Annotated in this window: 11 protein-coding genes and 2 pseudogenes; 6 read left to right on the top strand and 7 right to left on the bottom strand. The window is 57.2% G+C overall.

The annotated features are described in order from the left end of the window. The 3 genes from A9Z05_RS35935 (at position 1) to A9Z05_RS05550 (ending at position 6,083) form a co-directional block, all read left to right on the top strand. Positions 1–912, top strand: coding sequence for an N-acyl homoserine lactonase (locus tag A9Z05_RS35935; RefSeq protein ID WP_141723366.1), 912 nt, complete (start codon positions 1–3; stop codon positions 910–912). 755 nt (positions 913–1,667) lie between these two features. Beyond that, positions 1,668–2,309, top strand: coding sequence for a response regulator transcription factor (locus A9Z05_RS05555; protein ID WP_050014196.1), 642 nt, complete (start codon positions 1,668–1,670; stop codon positions 2,307–2,309). Positions 2,310–2,465: 156 nt separating this feature from the next. Next, positions 2,466–6,083, top strand: coding sequence for an ATP-binding protein (locus A9Z05_RS05550; RefSeq protein ID WP_256121858.1), 3,618 nt, complete (start codon positions 2,466–2,468; stop codon positions 6,081–6,083). Between the two features lie 82 nt (positions 6,084–6,165). Here A9Z05_RS05550 and A9Z05_RS34145 read toward each other — a convergent pair whose 3' ends face one another. The 5 genes and pseudogenes from A9Z05_RS34145 to A9Z05_RS05535 form a co-directional block, all read right to left on the bottom strand. Then, complete coding sequence (locus tag A9Z05_RS34145; protein WP_084044128.1) at positions 6,166–7,014, bottom strand: S8 family serine peptidase; 849 nt, start codon at positions 7,012–7,014, stop codon at positions 6,166–6,168. 49 nt (positions 7,015–7,063) lie between these two features. Then, a complete protein-coding gene (locus A9Z05_RS05545) occupies positions 7,064–7,789 on the bottom strand; it encodes a response regulator transcription factor (protein WP_069617223.1) in 726 nt (241 codons plus the stop codon). 444 nt (positions 7,790–8,233) lie between these two features. Beyond that, positions 8,234–8,362: a hypothetical protein gene (locus A9Z05_RS37590; RefSeq protein ID WP_256121857.1), complete on the bottom strand. Its 129-nt coding sequence runs from the start codon at positions 8,360–8,362 to the stop codon at positions 8,234–8,236. Between the two features lie 972 nt (positions 8,363–9,334). Then, a pseudogene (locus A9Z05_RS05540) lies at positions 9,335–9,726 on the bottom strand (transposase); the annotation flags it as partial. A gap of 49 nt (positions 9,727–9,775) precedes the next feature. Beyond that, positions 9,776–10,009 (bottom strand): tautomerase family protein, encoded by a 234-nt coding sequence (locus A9Z05_RS05535; RefSeq protein ID WP_054928478.1) that lies wholly within the window; start codon positions 10,007–10,009, stop codon positions 9,776–9,778. Between the two features lie 421 nt (positions 10,010–10,430). On the opposite strand from A9Z05_RS05535, the gene A9Z05_RS05530 reads away from it, so the two are divergent. Both A9Z05_RS05530 and A9Z05_RS05525 read left to right on the top strand, forming a co-directional pair. After that, a complete protein-coding gene (locus tag A9Z05_RS05530; protein ID WP_069617222.1) occupies positions 10,431–11,072 on the top strand; it encodes a response regulator transcription factor in 642 nt (213 codons plus the stop codon). Positions 11,073–11,276: 204 nt separating this feature from the next. Further along, positions 11,277–14,438, top strand: a pseudogene (locus A9Z05_RS05525) (ATP-binding protein); the annotation flags it as partial. A 240-nt stretch (positions 14,439–14,678) separates the two neighbouring features. On the opposite strand, the gene A9Z05_RS34140 reads toward A9Z05_RS05525, so the two are convergent. Together A9Z05_RS34140 and A9Z05_RS34135 are read right to left on the bottom strand one after the other, a co-directional pair. Beyond that, positions 14,679–15,632 carry a sulfite exporter TauE/SafE family protein gene (locus A9Z05_RS34140; protein ID WP_256121856.1) on the bottom strand — a complete coding sequence of 318 codons (954 nt, stop codon included), beginning with the start codon at positions 15,630–15,632 and terminating at the stop codon, positions 14,679–14,681. Between the two features lie 91 nt (positions 15,633–15,723). Further along, positions 15,724–16,437 carry a DUF2726 domain-containing protein gene (locus A9Z05_RS34135; protein ID WP_176730155.1) on the bottom strand — a complete coding sequence of 238 codons (714 nt, stop codon included), beginning with the start codon at positions 16,435–16,437 and terminating at the stop codon, positions 15,724–15,726. Positions 16,438–16,545: 108 nt separating this feature from the next. Between A9Z05_RS34135 and A9Z05_RS38340 the strand changes: the two genes are divergently transcribed. Further along, positions 16,546–16,704 (top strand): transposase, encoded by a 159-nt coding sequence (locus tag A9Z05_RS38340; RefSeq protein ID WP_141723368.1) that lies wholly within the window; start codon positions 16,546–16,548, stop codon positions 16,702–16,704. The last annotated feature ends 78 nt before the right edge of the window (positions 16,705–16,782 follow it).

The following is a 16,782-nucleotide window of genomic DNA, read 5'->3' as shown; positions in this document are numbered from 1 at the left end:
ATGAATCATTTATTCAAACTTTTATTATCTTCAATAGCAATCTTTTTTCTCAGCCAAACTGCATTCGCACAAAACACCGCCACCCAGGCAGAAGCAAAAGTTATCGACTACGTCGGACCTATTGCGATCAGCCAGCTATACGATTGGTATTACAAAACTCCCAAAAGCTGCGGCGACCAGTATCGACCAGCTTTCCTGTGTAGCGGAGTAATGTTGCGCGCCACCGTGGAAAGTCCCGCATTCCGGCCATGGAACCCAAGCCCGGCCTCACAAGCGAGTGGCGGCGTCTCTTTCTCGTGGATCAGAGCCGACAGTAATTTTTCAAAGCTTGTTTTTGGTTATAAGAATGGATTCATACTATACCCCGGATATAGCACGCTTCAAGGCAAAGACAGCATCATGGTTCTCTGTGCTTATTCAATGGATGGAGGCACCGACCAGCGCCCTGGGAATGGTTGCGGCGCGTCCGCCAATTACCCTACCGAGAGCCGTCCCTGCATCGAGCAGGGAATCACAGATGCTCAAAAATGGATAAAACATTTTGATTCGCTAAAGATAAAATACAGCGATCAATGCGGCTGGGATGTCACCAAAGGACACTCAGGCACCGCAGATCATTTTTATCAAAGCATTCTGGCGAGGCAAAAGATGCTTTCGCCATGGTGGGATATCCAAAACGAGTTGCGCGTGGCTACATGGAAGCAAAACAATGGCAAAAAACTTCCGATTCATTCGTTTTTCTACATAGCCGGCGACAATCAGGCCCTAATCAATGCCAAAATCGATCAAAAAACCTTCTATCAGGAATATGGAATTGTAGTTCCGGTGGTTGCGATCACTCTTCCAACATCGAAAGGCAAGGAAGCCTCTTTTTCCTATAAACGCAGCGATCAATCTTCGGAAGTTTTGTAACTGACTTGGGGGCTTTGCCCCCCAAGCTCGGCATGGTGTTCGCCTTGGTGCTGTCATGATCCCTGGTGCTGTCACCGGGCTTGGCGGGTGGCTCGTGATTTCCGAAAGGGGCTGGCCAGGATATCCGACACCGTCCGTAACGTGAAGACGTGCCATGTCATCCGATGCGGAATCCATGCTGCGACGCCACTCCCGTGTGGTCCGCACGATACCGGACCCGTCCGATTACGCCGCACCGCTTCAATCCTGGGCGGCCCCCTGTCCATGCACGACAGAAGCAATCAGAGACGCACTCAGCAGCAGAAATTCCTGCACTGTATACCCGAGCTTCCGCGCCGCCGACTCGATATGTCGGTAATCACTGGAACCCACCTCCACAATCACTGCCTTACCGTCCACCCAAGCGCTTCTCATTCCTCCTCCTTGCATCCGACTTCTCGAATCTACTCGGCTTCATCCTCGATGCCATTTGCAACGTCGCCCGGTACCGAAACACCCCAAAAAAGAGCTGTAACGATTAGCATTCTAATTACCGCCATACTCACCAAAAAATCGCCCAAAAAATTTACTAGTAGAAGGCAAATACAAACCCGATAAATCCCGATAAGACTATAAGGCAAAGCGTCCATTTTACATATCAGCCAATGCTTATTTTCAATCCAAGCGCGTAGGCGCATTCTGGTTTTATTCTTTGATGAGCATAAGCGGTCTATCACTTGCTAAAATTTGCCGAAATTAATTTGGGAGATTCTGAAATGGCTTGGCGCGTTGTGCTCGCAGACGACCATCCCATCATGTTGCTCGGTTGCCGTCTTCTGATTGAGCAGAATGGCATGGAGGTCGTGGGAGAGGCGCGCGACTCGAGCGAGTTGATGTCAATCCTGGCCCACGTCGCCTGCGATATCGTCATCACGGATTTCTCGATGCCCAACACCGGACGCGCCGATGGACTCGCAATGCTGTCGACCCTTCGACGGGATCACGGCGCCTTACCCGTCATCGTGCTCACAAATATGGCGAATGCCGGTTTGTTGCGTGCAATGTTGAACGAAGGCGTACTGGGCATCGTGGAAAAGGGAGCGGAAAAAAGTGAACTGTTCGCTGCCGTTCGCACTGCGCTGCGAGGCGCGATCTACATCAGTGCCAGACTGCAGCGCGAATTGACGAAACTCGGACTGACCGAGATGGAAAGCCAGCGGGCCGCGAATTTGACGCCCCGCGAGTTGGAGGTGCTGCGCCTTCTTGCCAGCGGCAAATCGCCGACGGAAGTCGGCCAGATACTACATCGGACCATCAAGACCGTCAGCTGGGCCAAGACATCGGCAAAGCGCAAGCTCGGCCTCAAAAGCGATGCCGAACTGTACGAGTATGTCGTCAATCTCGGACTCATTGGCTGATGCCGCTTGCCCGGCCGCGACGGCGGTCGGACGTGGCAGACGGCCCCGGTTCAGGCGTCATGCCCACCGGAACGATTCGATTCGCGCCCCCATCAACTGAAATGTGCGTGCCGCATCGGCGGCAGCATCGCCATCCAATCGCACGGTAAGTCAATTTTGAAGAACAGCTTGTGGGTCAGCTTGCGGTTGAGCGTGGCTGTCGTCGTCGCGGTCCTGAGCACGTGCCCGATCGAGTCCGTAACGGTTGCAAATGTCGGAGAATCGACGCTTCGGTCGGCGGTGCCCTGGCCGAAGGAACCGACGGTGCCGATACAAACTCATCGCACGGTCGAGCGCTTGACGCTTACGCCGGAAGACCGTAGCTGGCTGGCCTCGCTTCCCCCGATCAAACTGGGCGTGGACCCGGAATGGGCGCCCATTGCCTACCTTGACGCAAACGATCGCCCGAGCGGCATTGCTGCGGACTATCTGGGCCATATATCGGCATCGCTAGGCATTCGCTTTGCTGTCGTGAAAACGAATTCGTGGGCGGAAACCTTGTCTCGCGCGCAGTCGGGTGAACTGGATGCTGCCATACCGGTCAATACGCCGGTCGCCCGCGACGGGGTCTTGCTCTATAGCGTCCCGTTCATCACGCTCCCGGACGTGGTCGTGACTCGACCTCACGTGTCGCCGCAAGGAATCGTCGATCTAGCCGGCCGCCGGATAGCGGTCTCGGATCCCAGCGAGCTTCCCGCCACGGTACGGCAACAGATGCCCGACGCGGAAATCGTCATGGCCGCGAGCGCTCATCAAGCGATGAGCGCGGTGGCAGAAGGACGTGCCGATGCCTATGTCGGAAACGCGGCGATCGTCGATTTCAACATCCGGAACTATTTCCCTGGCATTCTCAAGATCGCGTCGCCGGCCGATCTCGACAGCCGGCTGAGTATTGCAGTCAACCGCCGCTACGAACGACTGATTCCCCTGATCAACTGTGCGCTTGCAGCTATCCCCAAGAGGGAACAACAACGCATTCGAAGCCGATGGCTGTGGCCTCGATATTCGGCAGGCCTGCCATGGAAAACGTTCGAGCTTGTGTTGCTCGGCACCGCGATCGTATTGGCAACCATTACCACTGCATACGTCCGGCTGCGCCGCGAGGTTCGCCGGCGATTGGCAGTTGAGCGTGAACTGGCCGATCAGCTCAGCTTCCGCGAAGCGCTGATGGAATCCCTTCCATACCCATTGGTCGCGAAAGATAGCGCGAACCGATATATCGCGCTCAATCACGCTTATGAAACTGCATTCTCGGTGAAGCGCGACGAGCTGATCGGTAAAACGACGCTCGACGCGTCGCCGCTGGATCCCCAATGGAATCGGAGCATCCACGCGATGAGCGAACGAGTTCAGGATCAGCAACAACCTCATCACGCCGAGGTCAATCTGATGGATCGCGACCAGAAGCAGCGGTCCTGGCTGTACTGGATGCATCCCTTTCAATTGCCGAGTGGGAAGCCGGGCGGGCTGCTCGTCACGTTGGTGGATGTCACCACGATTCGTGATGCAGAACAGCGTGCACGCGCGCTGGATCAACGATTGAGGCGCGTGACCGCCCATCTTCCGGCAGTCGTCTTCGAATTGCGTCGCACTCCGGATGGCGTGCTCCGTTTTCCTTATGTCGGAGGCAATACCCGCGCCATGTGGGATCTGGATGCGCAAACGATGGAAGACGATGCGCTGACGGCGCTTTCACGGGTGCATCCCGATGACCGACCTCTCATCAAATCGGCTGTCAGGCATTCCGCACGGACCATGCAGCGGGTTTCCATCGATTTTCGCTGCCGTTCCCAGGGATGCGAGCGCTGGATTCACACGGAAGCGACACCCCAAACCGAGCATGACGGGACGATATTCTGGAGTGGCGTGTGGTCGGATGTCACTCACATCAAGGCGCAAGCCAGGGAACTGGCCCGTGCGAAAGAAGTGGCCGAATTGGCCGCGGCATCAAAAGCGAGATTTCTCGCCACCATGAGCCACGAGATACGCACACCGATGAACGGGATCATAGGGATGCTCGAGCTGTTGCGACACGAGTCGTTGAGCATCAGGCAGCAGCGCATGCTTCACATGATCGGGGAATCCGCGATGACGTTGATGCAGATTCTCGACGACGTTCTGGACTTCTCGAAGATCGATGCAGGACAGTTGGAAATCGTGAACGAACCGACCGACCTGCGCGCGCTCCTGGACGGCGTCAGTGCGGTAGCCGCCACGCTCGCCCACGACAAGGGCCTCGTCGTGCGCAATTTCGTCAGCCACCGACTCGCCGCTGAACTCGAGATAGACGGCCTGCGTCTTCGCCAGATTCTATTCAACCTGATGAGCAACGCAATCAAGTTCACGGAAAGCGGCGAGGTCGGCGTACGCGTCGAGATTATCGACTACCGCAATGCGTGCCAGCGCGTTCGCTTCACGGTACACGACACAGGCATCGGCATCACCCCGGCGCAACTGCAATGTCTGTTCGCGCCTTTCACACAGGCCGACACGTCGATCTCGCGCCGCTTCGGCGGCACCGGTCTGGGGCTGGCCATCTGCAAACGACTGGTCGAACTGATGCAGGGCTCCATTCGCATTGACAGCACGCCGCGTGTCGGTACGCACGTCATCGTCGAATTCGACCTGAACGTCCATCTTGTGGCTCGGTCTACGCCGGTCGCAGGCAAGCAGGCCACTATCGACTTATCCGACATAGCGCTCGCGGCCGCGCTGCGTGAAGTCCTGATGCCGCTCGGCGTCGTCGTGACCGGCGATACGTCGCGGGCAGACATACGCTTTGTGGACGAATGCCGGCTCTTCGAAATCCGGGACGACAGGCTCGTTATCGGCCTGACCGACGACCCCATCCCGACGGGCTACGAGATCTCGCCCGACGGCACGTGTCGGCTCAGCCACAATCCGTTGACATGCGCCGCGGTCGAAGCATTGTGCCTTCATGCCACTGCCGCACCTCGCTTCGCAGGGACCGATACCCGTCTTCCATCTGTTGAATATCCGTCGTCGGGTATTCGAATCCTCGTCGTGGACGACCATCCGATCAATCGGCTCGTCATCGAGGCGCAACTCGCTCGACTCGGCTATACCGCCATTGCGGTCTCCAACGGCACGGACGCACTGCACGCGCTGGACGATTCCGGTATCGCGCTGGTGCTCAGCGATTGCGCGATGCCGGACATGGATGGTTACGACCTGGCGAGACGTATCCGCTCCCGGGAGCCCCGATCGCGGCGCATCCCCATTCTTGCGTTGACGGCCAACGCATTGCCCGACGAAGCGATTCGGTGCGCCGAAGCCGGCATGGACGGCCTGCTCGTCAAACCCACCACGCTGGCGGTACTGCGCGAGCAGCTCGCGCGTTGGGTGCCGACGGCGCCTTGCCAGATACAGACGGACGCCATGCGCTGGCTTTCCCCGCCCGTCTCGCCTGAAGAACGCACGCACTTGCCCAAGCTGATCCGGGGATTTCTGGCCGAGACCGCGAAGGATATGGCCTTCCTTCAGGCCGCAATACAAAGCGGCAACGCAGTGGCGGCGGCCGAGCATATCCACCGCATCGCCGGTGCCAGCAAATTATTCGGCTCGGATGTCCTGGCTGATGCCGGCGAGCGATTATCCGAGCGACTTCGAGAGGATGGCGTGACGGGCCAGGAGGCAGCACTGGCGGCGTTTTTCGCACAAGTCGAGCAGTTGACCGCCAGACTCAGCACGTTGATGGCCGCACAGCGTGAATAGTGTGGCCACCCGGCGCGAAAAATCGGATTGTGGCGAGCGCCACCTCTAAAATGAAAGTCGGCCCTTTCATTAGCGGGTCGGGCTATTCCGCTCGGCGGCAGCAGTCGATACAGCAGCCTGCTGCATCGTGTATGCCACCTCTCGGCGAAATCACCCTGCGCGATCGTGTCTCCGGCGCAATTGACGCAAAACGTGCCGTGCGCTTCAAAATGCTCGCGACCTCAGGGGGGGTCAACCAAGGGTTGGTCGTCAACATCAGCGATACCACGCCCGACACCTGGGGTGCCGCGAGACTAGTGCCATGCATATCGCCGTGGGACGCATCGGCTGGTACTCGCGTACCGGTATGGGAGAGAGTCCCGATGTTCGTCCCCGGTGAGCTCAGCGTCACACGTGAATGCGTATTGCCGCCGAGCACGCGACGACCGGCCTGGTCGCTTTTCGCCACTGAAATCATATCCCGACGACCCGGCGATGCATCGATCTCGCTAACGACATCATTGCTGGCGGCAGCGACAACCGTCACGCCTTGCCCCATGAGATCGTCGATAGCGTCCTGAAATGTCCAACTGCAGGCGTCGACCGACGCGACGCTCAGGTTGACTGCCTTTTCAGGACGTCGATTTTCCAGCGCGCGAGTAACCGGCACCGTCGCCCATCGCGTTCCGTCAACTACATCGTTGTACATGTCCCGTGCCATCACGGTGCCGTAGCGCTGCGTCCCGCCGGACGATCGGCGCATCTTGACGACGATCTCGTTGCCGTGGTTTTCCTTCCACCCGATGCTCCCTACCCCAGAATCGCCACCGCATGAGGAAAGTAATACGGCTATCATTACAAAAGCGGGGCATAAGAGCGGGAATTTCCTGCGATCTTCAATCACGTCGAGCTCGAAAACGTAATTCAACGGTGGCGCGGGCGGCCCTTTCATTGAAAAGAACCATTGTCAGAAAATGGTCGAACCGCGTCAAAAAAATCAGCTAGCCTCGCCAAAGCATATCCCGCACGGCGTCTACCAGATCGACATTAGTCTTCACGCCGAACTTCTTCATTGCGTTTGCCTTTTGCGTACTGATCGTTTTCCGACTTCGACTGAGCTTTTCCGCGATTTCCCCGACTGCCATTCCGCTCGACAGAAGCCGTACCACATCAAGCTCGCGCGGTGACAATAAATTGGTTCGCGCCTGCCTGTCACCACCTCGACCCGAATCGCACAGCATATCTCCCGCAATGTCCGAATCCACATACCTTTTCCCGCGCATGACTTTATCGACGATTTTCGGCAAGGAAAGTGAATCGTCACTCGATTTCACAACGAATGCCGATACGCCCTTTTTCATCACGCGCTGGACGGACAGTCCATCCCTCAACTCGGCCAACAGGATAATCTTCACGTTCGGATGGTTTCTGCGGATGGTTTCAAGCATTCGCATCCCGTCCGGCTCCGGATCGTCGCCAAATGCATAATCGCAAATCAACACATCACATTCGAAAGTGCCCAACATCGACGCCATGCCGGACAACGTATGCGCCTCGGCGACGATTTGCATACTTTCCACACTCGAGAAAATGTGACGCAGGCCCTGCACTATCATCGGATAGGAGTCTGCGACGACAATATTTATCTTCCGTGCCGAAATAAAATCATCTGCATTCATGCCGGACGAAAACGAACTCGAATAGCTTTCTCGATCAATAAAACTCATCGATGGAAATTCCAAACATGGCTATCAAAAAACTGTCGTGGCGACACCTCCGACACGACAGAAGGTATCAAGTCACTGCGACAGTACGCTATCCCAAGCTGGAGATCGTGACACCGACGGTCGCGCGAAATCCAATGCCTGAACAATAACGCTCGACATCGCCGTAAGGGACTAGAAAATTCTCATCGTCGGCGCGAAAAAAGCACATTCGTCGTGCATCATTGCGAAGACCATGGCGCGAGAAAGGCGCTTAGATGCGTTGGTAACCTACATGCGCAGCCCGTCCGGTATGTGCACGTGGCTCGTGCCTGCCGTTCTCAGCGCAAATGGCATGTCACGCCCGATCGAATGACATTATTCGATCACGCGTCATGGGGTGCCCACTGGCGGAACGGCTTCCGGATCGCGAGGATTTCGGCTGGGTCGTGAACGCGTCGCCCACTGTCAATACGGGATCAGGCGCGGGTGGTTGATGGAGTGGAAGTACCACTCGCCCTGTTCGGAGAGGGGCTCTCGACGGCGGGAATGATCCCGCGTCGCTTCCAGCCAGTGCGCGAATTCAGCGTCGGTCATGTCAAGTCCTTCGGCCAAGCGCTCTACCGACACTCCATGCTCGGCCTTGGCTGGCACGTTCGTGCGCATCGTTCGCACCGAGGTGTGCCCGCCACGGTTGTGAGACTTCGTCACTGCCGTCGGGGCGGCAGCGTTGCGCACCGGGTCACGATGCGATGCCTCATGCGGTGACATGGCACGCGAATACGGCCCCAGCGCCACCTCCACCTCTACGTCATCAGCGGCCGATACTCGCGCTGGTACCGATTGCCGCGTCGACACACCGGAGATGGAGCCCCGGTAAACGGTGTCTGGAGACGGATGTGCCGGCCCGTTTTCGAGCATATGTGTCGCAAGGCAGCACGACGCCGCGAACGCAAGGCCAACGGCAAGCGTTCGCCGCAACGAACGGGACGCAGGACGCTGACGCAGCCATGCAGCGTTGCCAGATCCGAAATCCGCCGCGGACGCTTTTGCTTGCTCACGCGAGATTCCGTGGGAGCACAAGTCGAACACGCGTGGCCCTGGGCCGCCCCTTTTCTCACACATGCTACGGCACCGACCGTACGGCGGCGGCACATCCGAAAAAGGGGGCGTAAGCGGGAGCGCGAAACGACCGGTAATGTCCTGCATATCCGTATGTGAGCGACGATTCTGCCGACACGTGGCGCGTCGCCCCGCCGTCAATTTGAATGAAGTGCCGAGTATCGCTGTGGGTTCCGACCGCCGTAAATCAGCCAAGGACGAATCAGCGCAGTCCGGCGTCGGCCGATTCCGATCCGCCCCGGACTTGCATCCGCAGCAGTGTAGTAAGCACGATGGTGGCAGCCATCGCGAGCTGGACGCTCCCGGCAGCAGCACCTACGGAGTCGTGGCCGGTGCCTGGAGAATCACCATCGATGTCGGCTCCGCCGCAAGCACGGCAGTCGCTATGCTTGCCCAATGGGATCGCGATTGATCTGGAATACTTGTGCAGAACGCGCCCCTGTTCGACGCGATGATGCGTTCGTCACAGCCGGTGAAGCGGCGCTCATGCTTGGGAATCAGGATCGGCTCGAAGCTGCCGTCGCGATCGCGGGGGACGTCGCCCCGAACCGGGCCGCGATCGGTGATGACCGTTTTGCCGCTGGCGCCGTTGCGCTCGCTGGCCTGCCGAGGCGGCTTGGACTGGCCCCGGTGGTGCCCAGATGCAGATTCATCTCGGCGCCCATCGCGCGCTCGATGACTGTCTTGTTGAACGCCAGCATCAGGTCCGGCACCTCGGCAGGCGTCATCGGCCCCTTGACCAACTGGTTCAGCAGTGGCTTGGGCAATTCAGGCAGCGGCCCACGGGCCGCTGCCTTGGACGCCACCGTCTGTTTCTTCTTCATTGGCGGCATATCCATGACTTTTACACCTCATGATATGCCCGCCCACGAAATCACGGATAGGTCCCTAGTTCGACGATTTGGCGCCTCTCATGCGTAGCATGTCGATCGTCTTCAACGTCACCTTGTGGCCTCCCGACGAGTAAAGACCGTCCGACACTTCGTCCACAATGACGACGGTGTGCGGACGAATATACTCTCCCGCTATTGCCGCAATCGCGTCGGTAACACCATCCATCATCTGCTGCGTCTTCTCTTGCGAAAACGCGCCTTTCAGCAGCTTCAAGGTGACAACTGGCATTGCTTTTCTCCCATAGGAATTGCCATCACGGCTTTGGGGCGCCCACATCACGAGGCGGGTACGCCCGGAATGAAGACCTTTCAGATGTACGTCAACCCAATATCAGGACCAAGCCTAAAGCGTGAGCGGTTACGGTTTTCCTGACGGCAACCACGCTTGCGTTTCGACAGCGGGTAATCCAGGACCCCGGCAGGTCGCTCAGATCACTCGCCGCCGGTACAAATCCACCACCTTTGAAGAGGAGTACCGGCGTGGCATGGCGCGATCAAAAAACAATATAAATTGATACGCGCACTTTCGAAATCAGACAATTCTGATATTTACGAGAATCGCACAGGCGTAATCTGGCTTTTTGGTTGGCGCACATCGGCCCCATATCATTTGGCAAACTCGGCCGATACAAATTAGGGGGGAGTCTGGAATGGCATGCCGCGTTGTACTCGCAGACGACCATCCGATCATGCTGCTCGGCTGCCGCGTTCTGATCGAGCAGAATGGCCTCGAGGTCGTGGGAGAAGCGCGCGACTCCAGGGAGTTGATGTCGATCTTGGCCCGCGTCGCGTGCGATGTCGTGATTACGGATTTCTCGATGCCTAACACCGGACGTGTCGACGGATTGCCTATGCTTTCGATCATTCGACGAGAACACGTGGCCTTACCGGTCATCGTGCTCACAAACATGGCAAATGCCGGGCTGTTACGCGCGATGTTGAACGAGGGTGTGCTGGGTATCGTCGAGAAAGGAGCGGAAAGGAACGAACTGTTCGCCGCCGTCCGTGCCGCCCTGAGAGGGGCAGTCTACATCAGTGCCAAGCTGCAGCTCGAACTATCGAAGCTTGGGCTGACCGAAACAGAAAGCCGGCGTGCTGCTAATTTGACTCCTCGAGAGCTCGAAGTGTTACGCCTTCTCGGCAGCGGTAAATCACCGGCTGAAGTCAGCCAGGTTCTCCATCGGACAATCAAAACGGTCAGCTGGGCCAAGATATCGGCAAAGCGCAAGCTTGGCCTCAAAAGCGATGCGGAACTCTACGAGTACGTCGCCAATCTCGGGCTCAACGGTTGACACTACCCTCCTCACTGCGAGCGCTATTGGACGTCACGGTTTTCCCGGCTCAGGATCCATGCCCCAAAGCGATGAGGTACACGGCGAGTTGAAATGCTCTATACGGCGCGCGTTACAACGTACTCCACATAATCCGTTATTTTGAAGAATACCTTTTGGATAAGTGCCCGGTCGAGCAGTATCATTGCCATAGTCGTCCTGACTATGAGTCTGATCGATTCGGCAACGGTTGAAAATATCGAAGCATCAGCGCTTCGGTTGACGCTACCTTCGCCGACAAACCCGGTGTCGCCGCCGCAGATTCCTGACGAGGCCCACGGTTTGGCACTCACGGCAGACGAGCGACGCTGGCTGGCTTCGCTGCCTCCGATCAAACTTGGCATTGACCCTGACTGGGCACCGATCGCCTACATTGATGCCAATGGTCGCCCGAGTGGCATCGTCGCCGACTATCTGGCATATATCTCGAAATCCCTTGGCATCCGCTTCGCACTGGTGAAAACGAAGTCGTGGGCAGAAACCTTGTCCCTGGCGCAATCAGGTCAAGTGGATGCCGCCGCGCCTGTCAATGCACCGACGGGGCACGGCGACGACTTGCTCTACAGCACTCCGTTTATTACCCTTCCCGACGTCATCGTTACCCGTCCCCACGCGCTGCCGCAAGGCATCGTCGATCTCGCTGGCCGTCGAATCGTTATTTCGGATCCAAGCGAGCTTCCCGCTCAAGTATTGCGCCAACTGCCAGACGCTGATATTGCCGTGGCCGCGAACGCCTATCACGCGATGCAAGAGGTAGCGGAGGGGCGTGCCGACGCGTATCTCGGAAACGCAGCGATCGTCGATTTCAACATCAGGAGCTATTTCCCGGGTGCTCTCAAGATTGCATCACCTGCCAATATCGAGAGTCGGTTGACCATTTCAATAAACCGCCGCTATGAGAGACTGGTACCTATAATTAATAACGCGATCGCCGCGATGCCAAAAATGGAGCAGCAACGGATTCGAAGCCGTTGGCTTTGGCCTCGCTATTCAGTCGGACTGCCATGGAGGACCTTCGAGCTTACGTTACTAGGCGCTGCGGTCATATTGGCGATCATTATCATCGCGTACATCCGGCTTCGTCACGAGGTCCGTCAGCGGCTGGCGGTCGAGCGTGAGCTGGCAGACCAGCTTAGCTTTCGTGAAGCGCTAATGGAGTCACTACCGTATCCGCTGGTCGCTAAAGATAGTGCAAACCGATATATCGCGCTCAACCATGCCTATGAAACTGCATTCTCGGTGAAGCGTGAGGACTTGATTGGTCGAACAACGCTGGAAGCTTTACCGGTGGAGCCCGCATGGAGTATGCAGATCCACACGATGAGCGAGCAAGTCCAAGATCAAAATCGAGCCCATCATGCCGAGGTCAACCTGATGGACGGCGACCATAAGTTGCGGTCCTGGTTGTACTGGATGCATCCGTTTCAATTGCCAAGCGGAAAGCCAGGTGGCCTTCTGGTGACGTTGGTCGATGTGACGACCATTCGCGACGCAGAACAACGTGCGCGTGCTCTGGATCAACGTTTAAGACGCGTGACGTCTCATCTTCCAGTGGTCGTCTTCGAACTTCGCCGTACACCGGATGGTGCACTAAGGTTTCCCTATGTAGGTGGTAATACGCGTGCCATGTGGGATCTGGATGCGCTGACGATGGAAGCCGATGCGCTTACGGCGCTCTCGCGAATTCACCCCGATGACAGGCCTCTCATTAAATCCGCCGTCAAGTACTCGGCGCTTACCATGACGCCGATCTCCATCGATTTTCGATGTGTGTCACATGGCCTCGAGCGATGGATCCACACCGAAGCGACGCCGCAAATGGAGCCAGACGGCACGATATTCTGGAGCGGAGTCTGGTCGGACGTCACTCACGCGAAGGCGCAGGGGGAAGAACTCGCCCGTGCGAAAGAAGCGGCTGAAATTGCGGCAGCGTCGAAGTCGCGATTTCTCGCCACCATGAGCCACGAGATCCGCACGCCGATGAACGGGATCATAGGGATGTTGGAACTGTTGCGCCACGAATCGTTGAGCACAAAGCAGCAACGGATGCTTCACATGATCGGGGAATCTGCGATGACGTTGATGCAGATTCTCGACGACGTTCTCGATTTCTCGAAGATAGATGCCGGACACTTGGAGATCGTGACGGAACCGACTGATCTACGGGCGCTCGTGGACGGCGTCAGCGCCATGGCCTCGACGTTGGCTCACGATAAGGGCCTTATCGTTCGCAATTCCGTCAGTAACCAACTTGCCGCCGAATTGAACGTCGACGGTCTGCGCCTTCGCCAGATTCTCATTAATCTGATAAGCAACGCGATCAAGTTCACGCAAAACGGCGAGGTCGGCATCAGCATCTCAGTCTTCGACCAACGGGAAGCGTGCCAACGTGTGCACTTCACGGTACATGACACGGGCATCGGCATCGCGCCCGCGCAACTGCAATGCCTGTTCGCGCCCTTCACGCAGGCCGACACTTCGATCGTACGTCGCTTCGGCGGCACTGGATTGGGTTTGGCCATTTGCAAACGCTTGGTCGAGCTGATGCATGGATCCATTCACATCGAGAGCACGCCGGGTTTCGGCACTCGAGTCACGGTTGAACTGGACCTGGACGTACAGCTGCAGACTCGTTCCACGCCGCTAGCGGGAAAACATGCACATATCGCGTCGTCCGACCCAGCGCTAGCCGCAGCGTTACGCGAATTCCTGACGCCGCTAGGCATCATCCTCGCGGGAGCCGCCGCACAGGCGGACATACACTTTGTCGACGAAAGTCGACTCGAGGCAATCGATAACGACAAGCCAGCTATCGGACTAACGGCCGACCCGATTCCAACGGGCTATGAGATCTCGGCTGACGGCACGTGTCGGCTCAGCCACAATCCGTTGATGTACTCTGCGGTCGAAGCACTTTGTCTACATGTCGTCGGTGCAACTCAATCCGCCGAGACCGATATCCGGCGCATGCACGTTGAATATCAAACGTCGGGATTTCAAGTTCTTGTCGTCGACGACCATCCGGTCAATCGCCTGGTCATCAAGGCGCAACTTGAACGACTCGGTTATACCGCTGTTGCGGTATCCAACGGCATGGACGCACTCCGAGTACTGGACGATTCCGACTTCGCATTGATACTCACCGATTGCGCGATGCCGGAGATGGACGGCTATGAATTGACGAAACGCATCCGTTCCCGGGAACATCGATCACGGGATACCCCCATTGTTGCCTTGACTGCAAGCGCGTTGCCCGATGAAGCAATCCGATGCGCGGAAGCCGGCATGGACGGCCTGCTCGTCAAACCGACAACCTTGGCCGTGCTGCGTGACAAACTCGCGCATTGGATCGGAATTTCGCCTTGCTCGACCCGGACAGACTCGACGAGCAGTCTGGCCCAGCATCTCTCGCCCGAAGAAGGCGCATACCCGCCGATATTGATTCAAGGGTTCGTGACAGAGACCTTGAAGGATATTGCTTTCCTTCAGGCAGCAGTAGCCGACAAAAACGCGGTAGCCGTCGCCGACCGCATCCATCGGATAGCTGGCGCAAGCAAATTGTTCGGCTCATGTGCTTTGGGGGATTACGGGGAAAAACTGGCCGGCCAACTTCGGCTGGGTGACCTCTCGGGTCACGAGGCGGCATTGGCGGTCTTTTGCACCAAAGTCGAACAACTCATCACACGGCTTAACAAGGCACGCACCCGTGGCGAGTGATCCGCCATGTCGAAACACGCCGGATTTCCAGATCATTTGCGCCGCTGCGACGAGCACGAACAGCAGGACGACCTTCCTGAAAATTTCAGGGGACATCTTGTCCCGCAGCGGACGAACCAGCCACATGCCGGCAATCGCTGGCAGCGTGGCGGCCGCCGAGATCGCGAGATCCGCACCGCTCGCCTGCGCCGCGCCGCTGAACGTAGTGAGCAGCGTGACGACCGAAACCACGAGGATGATCGCGATCTGCTTCGTAAACGCCCGGCCGCTCGCGCCGGACGAAATCAGGTAAGTGGCGAGCAACGGGCCGGGAACCGATGCAATGCTCTCCGTCACTGCCGCACCGAAGCCGAGCGCGAAACCAACAGGTTGGCGCCACGCGGGTGCCAAATTGAACTTCGGTGCCGCGAGCATCAGTGTCGCGACCACAATCAGTACTGCGCCAGAGGCTGCCTGTGCGTGACCCGAGTTCAGCGAAAGCAGGATCGCCACGCCGGCGATATTACCTAACACCGTCCCCGCGATCGGCGCAGCGATCTTCCGCGCCGTCGCAAGCACCTGGCCACCTTCGAGCGCCTGCGGAATGTTGCCGAGAATGATCGGCATGGACAGCAGCAATACTGCATCCCGAATCGGCATGAACTGGCTGACGATCGGCATCGCGATCAGCGGCACGCCGATGCCGGTGATGCCCTTGGCCATTCCGCCCAGTACAAGCGCAACAACGATCCCGATTAGGTCGAATGTCGGAAGCACCTGCAGGCTGGAAGCCAGCACCCCTTCTGCCACATTGAATTGCATCATTGAATGACGTGTCTCGGCATATCTGTCAGCAGTCGATGTCGATCGCACCTGTAGGGATCAACCACGCCCCAAGTTGCCATGAAATAACCGGTTAATTCCGCCGTCCAAATGAGCGAGCCGCGCACGACTCAAAATCTCGCCTCAGCACGGTCAAATCAGTCTTGACGCTCCAATACCGCATCACGCGCAATCCAATGGCCCGTGCAACGTCATCTTTCAACAAATCATCTCGGCGGGTATATTGCCACGCACACGACCTATCATCCAACTCAACAGCATACAATAAGCCACCATCGCTTCCACGAACCACGAAATCGAAAACCTTTTTATTATATGATTTGATATTCAATTTATCATTATGCTCATCATCAACGAGCTCTTTCAAAGCAACTTGCTTGAAAATGTCCGCCTCCGGCAATGCAGTGCACAATCGATCATAAAACTCTGACTCTTGCGCAGCGGTAAGTGCCCGATGTCCATGAGGAGCTGCGCCCACGAGCAAAGATTTCGGCTCGCCTTTTATCATTGGACCGCGCCTCGCGGTGCGCTTATCCGTGCAGTCAGGATGACTTCCGACGTCAGGCACTGCCGTTCCGGCCACTCGTCCACGCTCCACAAGCAACTCGCTCTCGAACTGCGCACGCCCCGGCGCGAGCGGCTCAACTCCCTTCGCAAGACTTTGACGCTCGGCCCTCGAACCACTTTCCGATTGCGGCCTATATTTTCGCGAACGCCTTACCCCGTTCACGCCAAGAGCGACAAAAGCCGCACCGACAATCGCAAGAAAAACCAGCAACAGAACCATCATAGTTTTAGTTATATTTGGAAAACCTGAATTTTCTTTAACGTTCTAAAATCGATCAAGTCTCCTGTGACAACCCACAACACCTCACTGCCAAATCACCTTAATTAGATTATTCCAGTTGCAAAATCAAGGGTTGCCTCTCCATTCGCGCGGACGCGGTTCACTGAAGAAAAAATCATCGGCATCTTGAACGGAGTCGAGACTGACCTGAAGCCGGCAGAGCTGTGCCGCAAGTACGGGATCTCCGAAGCGACCTACCGCAACTGAAAAACGAAGTTCGCCGGGAGGACGGCCCCCGAAGCGCAGCACCTCAAGGAATTGGAGCGGCATAACAACAAGCTCAAG

The organism is Burkholderia sp. A2 (assembly GCF_001729305.1).
GTDB classification, from domain to species: Bacteria; Pseudomonadota; Gammaproteobacteria; order Burkholderiales; family Burkholderiaceae; genus Burkholderia; species Burkholderia sola.
This window is presented reverse-complemented; position numbering and strand designations above follow the sequence as displayed.

Coding starts and splice junctions, on each gene's coding strand:
- A9Z05_RS34145 (WP_084044128.1), bottom strand. CDS start 7,014: ATGAAAGGGCCGCCCGCGCCACCGTTGAATTACGTTTTCGAGCTCGAC.
- A9Z05_RS35935 (WP_141723366.1), top strand. CDS start 1: ATGAATCATTTATTCAAACTTTTATTATCTTCAATAGCAATCTTTTTT.
- A9Z05_RS34135 (WP_176730155.1), bottom strand. CDS start 16,437: ATGGTTCTGTTGCTGGTTTTTCTTGCGATTGTCGGTGCGGCTTTTGTC.
- A9Z05_RS37590 (WP_256121857.1), bottom strand. CDS start 8,362: ATGACCGACGCTGAATTCGCGCACTGGCTGGAAGCGACGCGGGATCAT.
- A9Z05_RS05555 (WP_050014196.1), top strand. CDS start 1,668: ATGGCTTGGCGCGTTGTGCTCGCAGACGACCATCCCATCATGTTGCTC.
- A9Z05_RS34140 (WP_256121856.1), bottom strand. CDS start 15,632: ATGATGCAATTCAATGTGGCAGAAGGGGTGCTGGCTTCCAGCCTGCAG.
- A9Z05_RS05545 (WP_069617223.1), bottom strand. CDS start 7,789: ATGAGTTTTATTGATCGAGAAAGCTATTCGAGTTCGTTTTCGTCCGGC.
- A9Z05_RS05530 (WP_069617222.1), top strand. CDS start 10,431: ATGGCATGCCGCGTTGTACTCGCAGACGACCATCCGATCATGCTGCTC.
- A9Z05_RS05535 (WP_054928478.1), bottom strand. CDS start 10,009: ATGCCAGTTGTCACCTTGAAGCTGCTGAAAGGCGCGTTTTCGCAAGAG.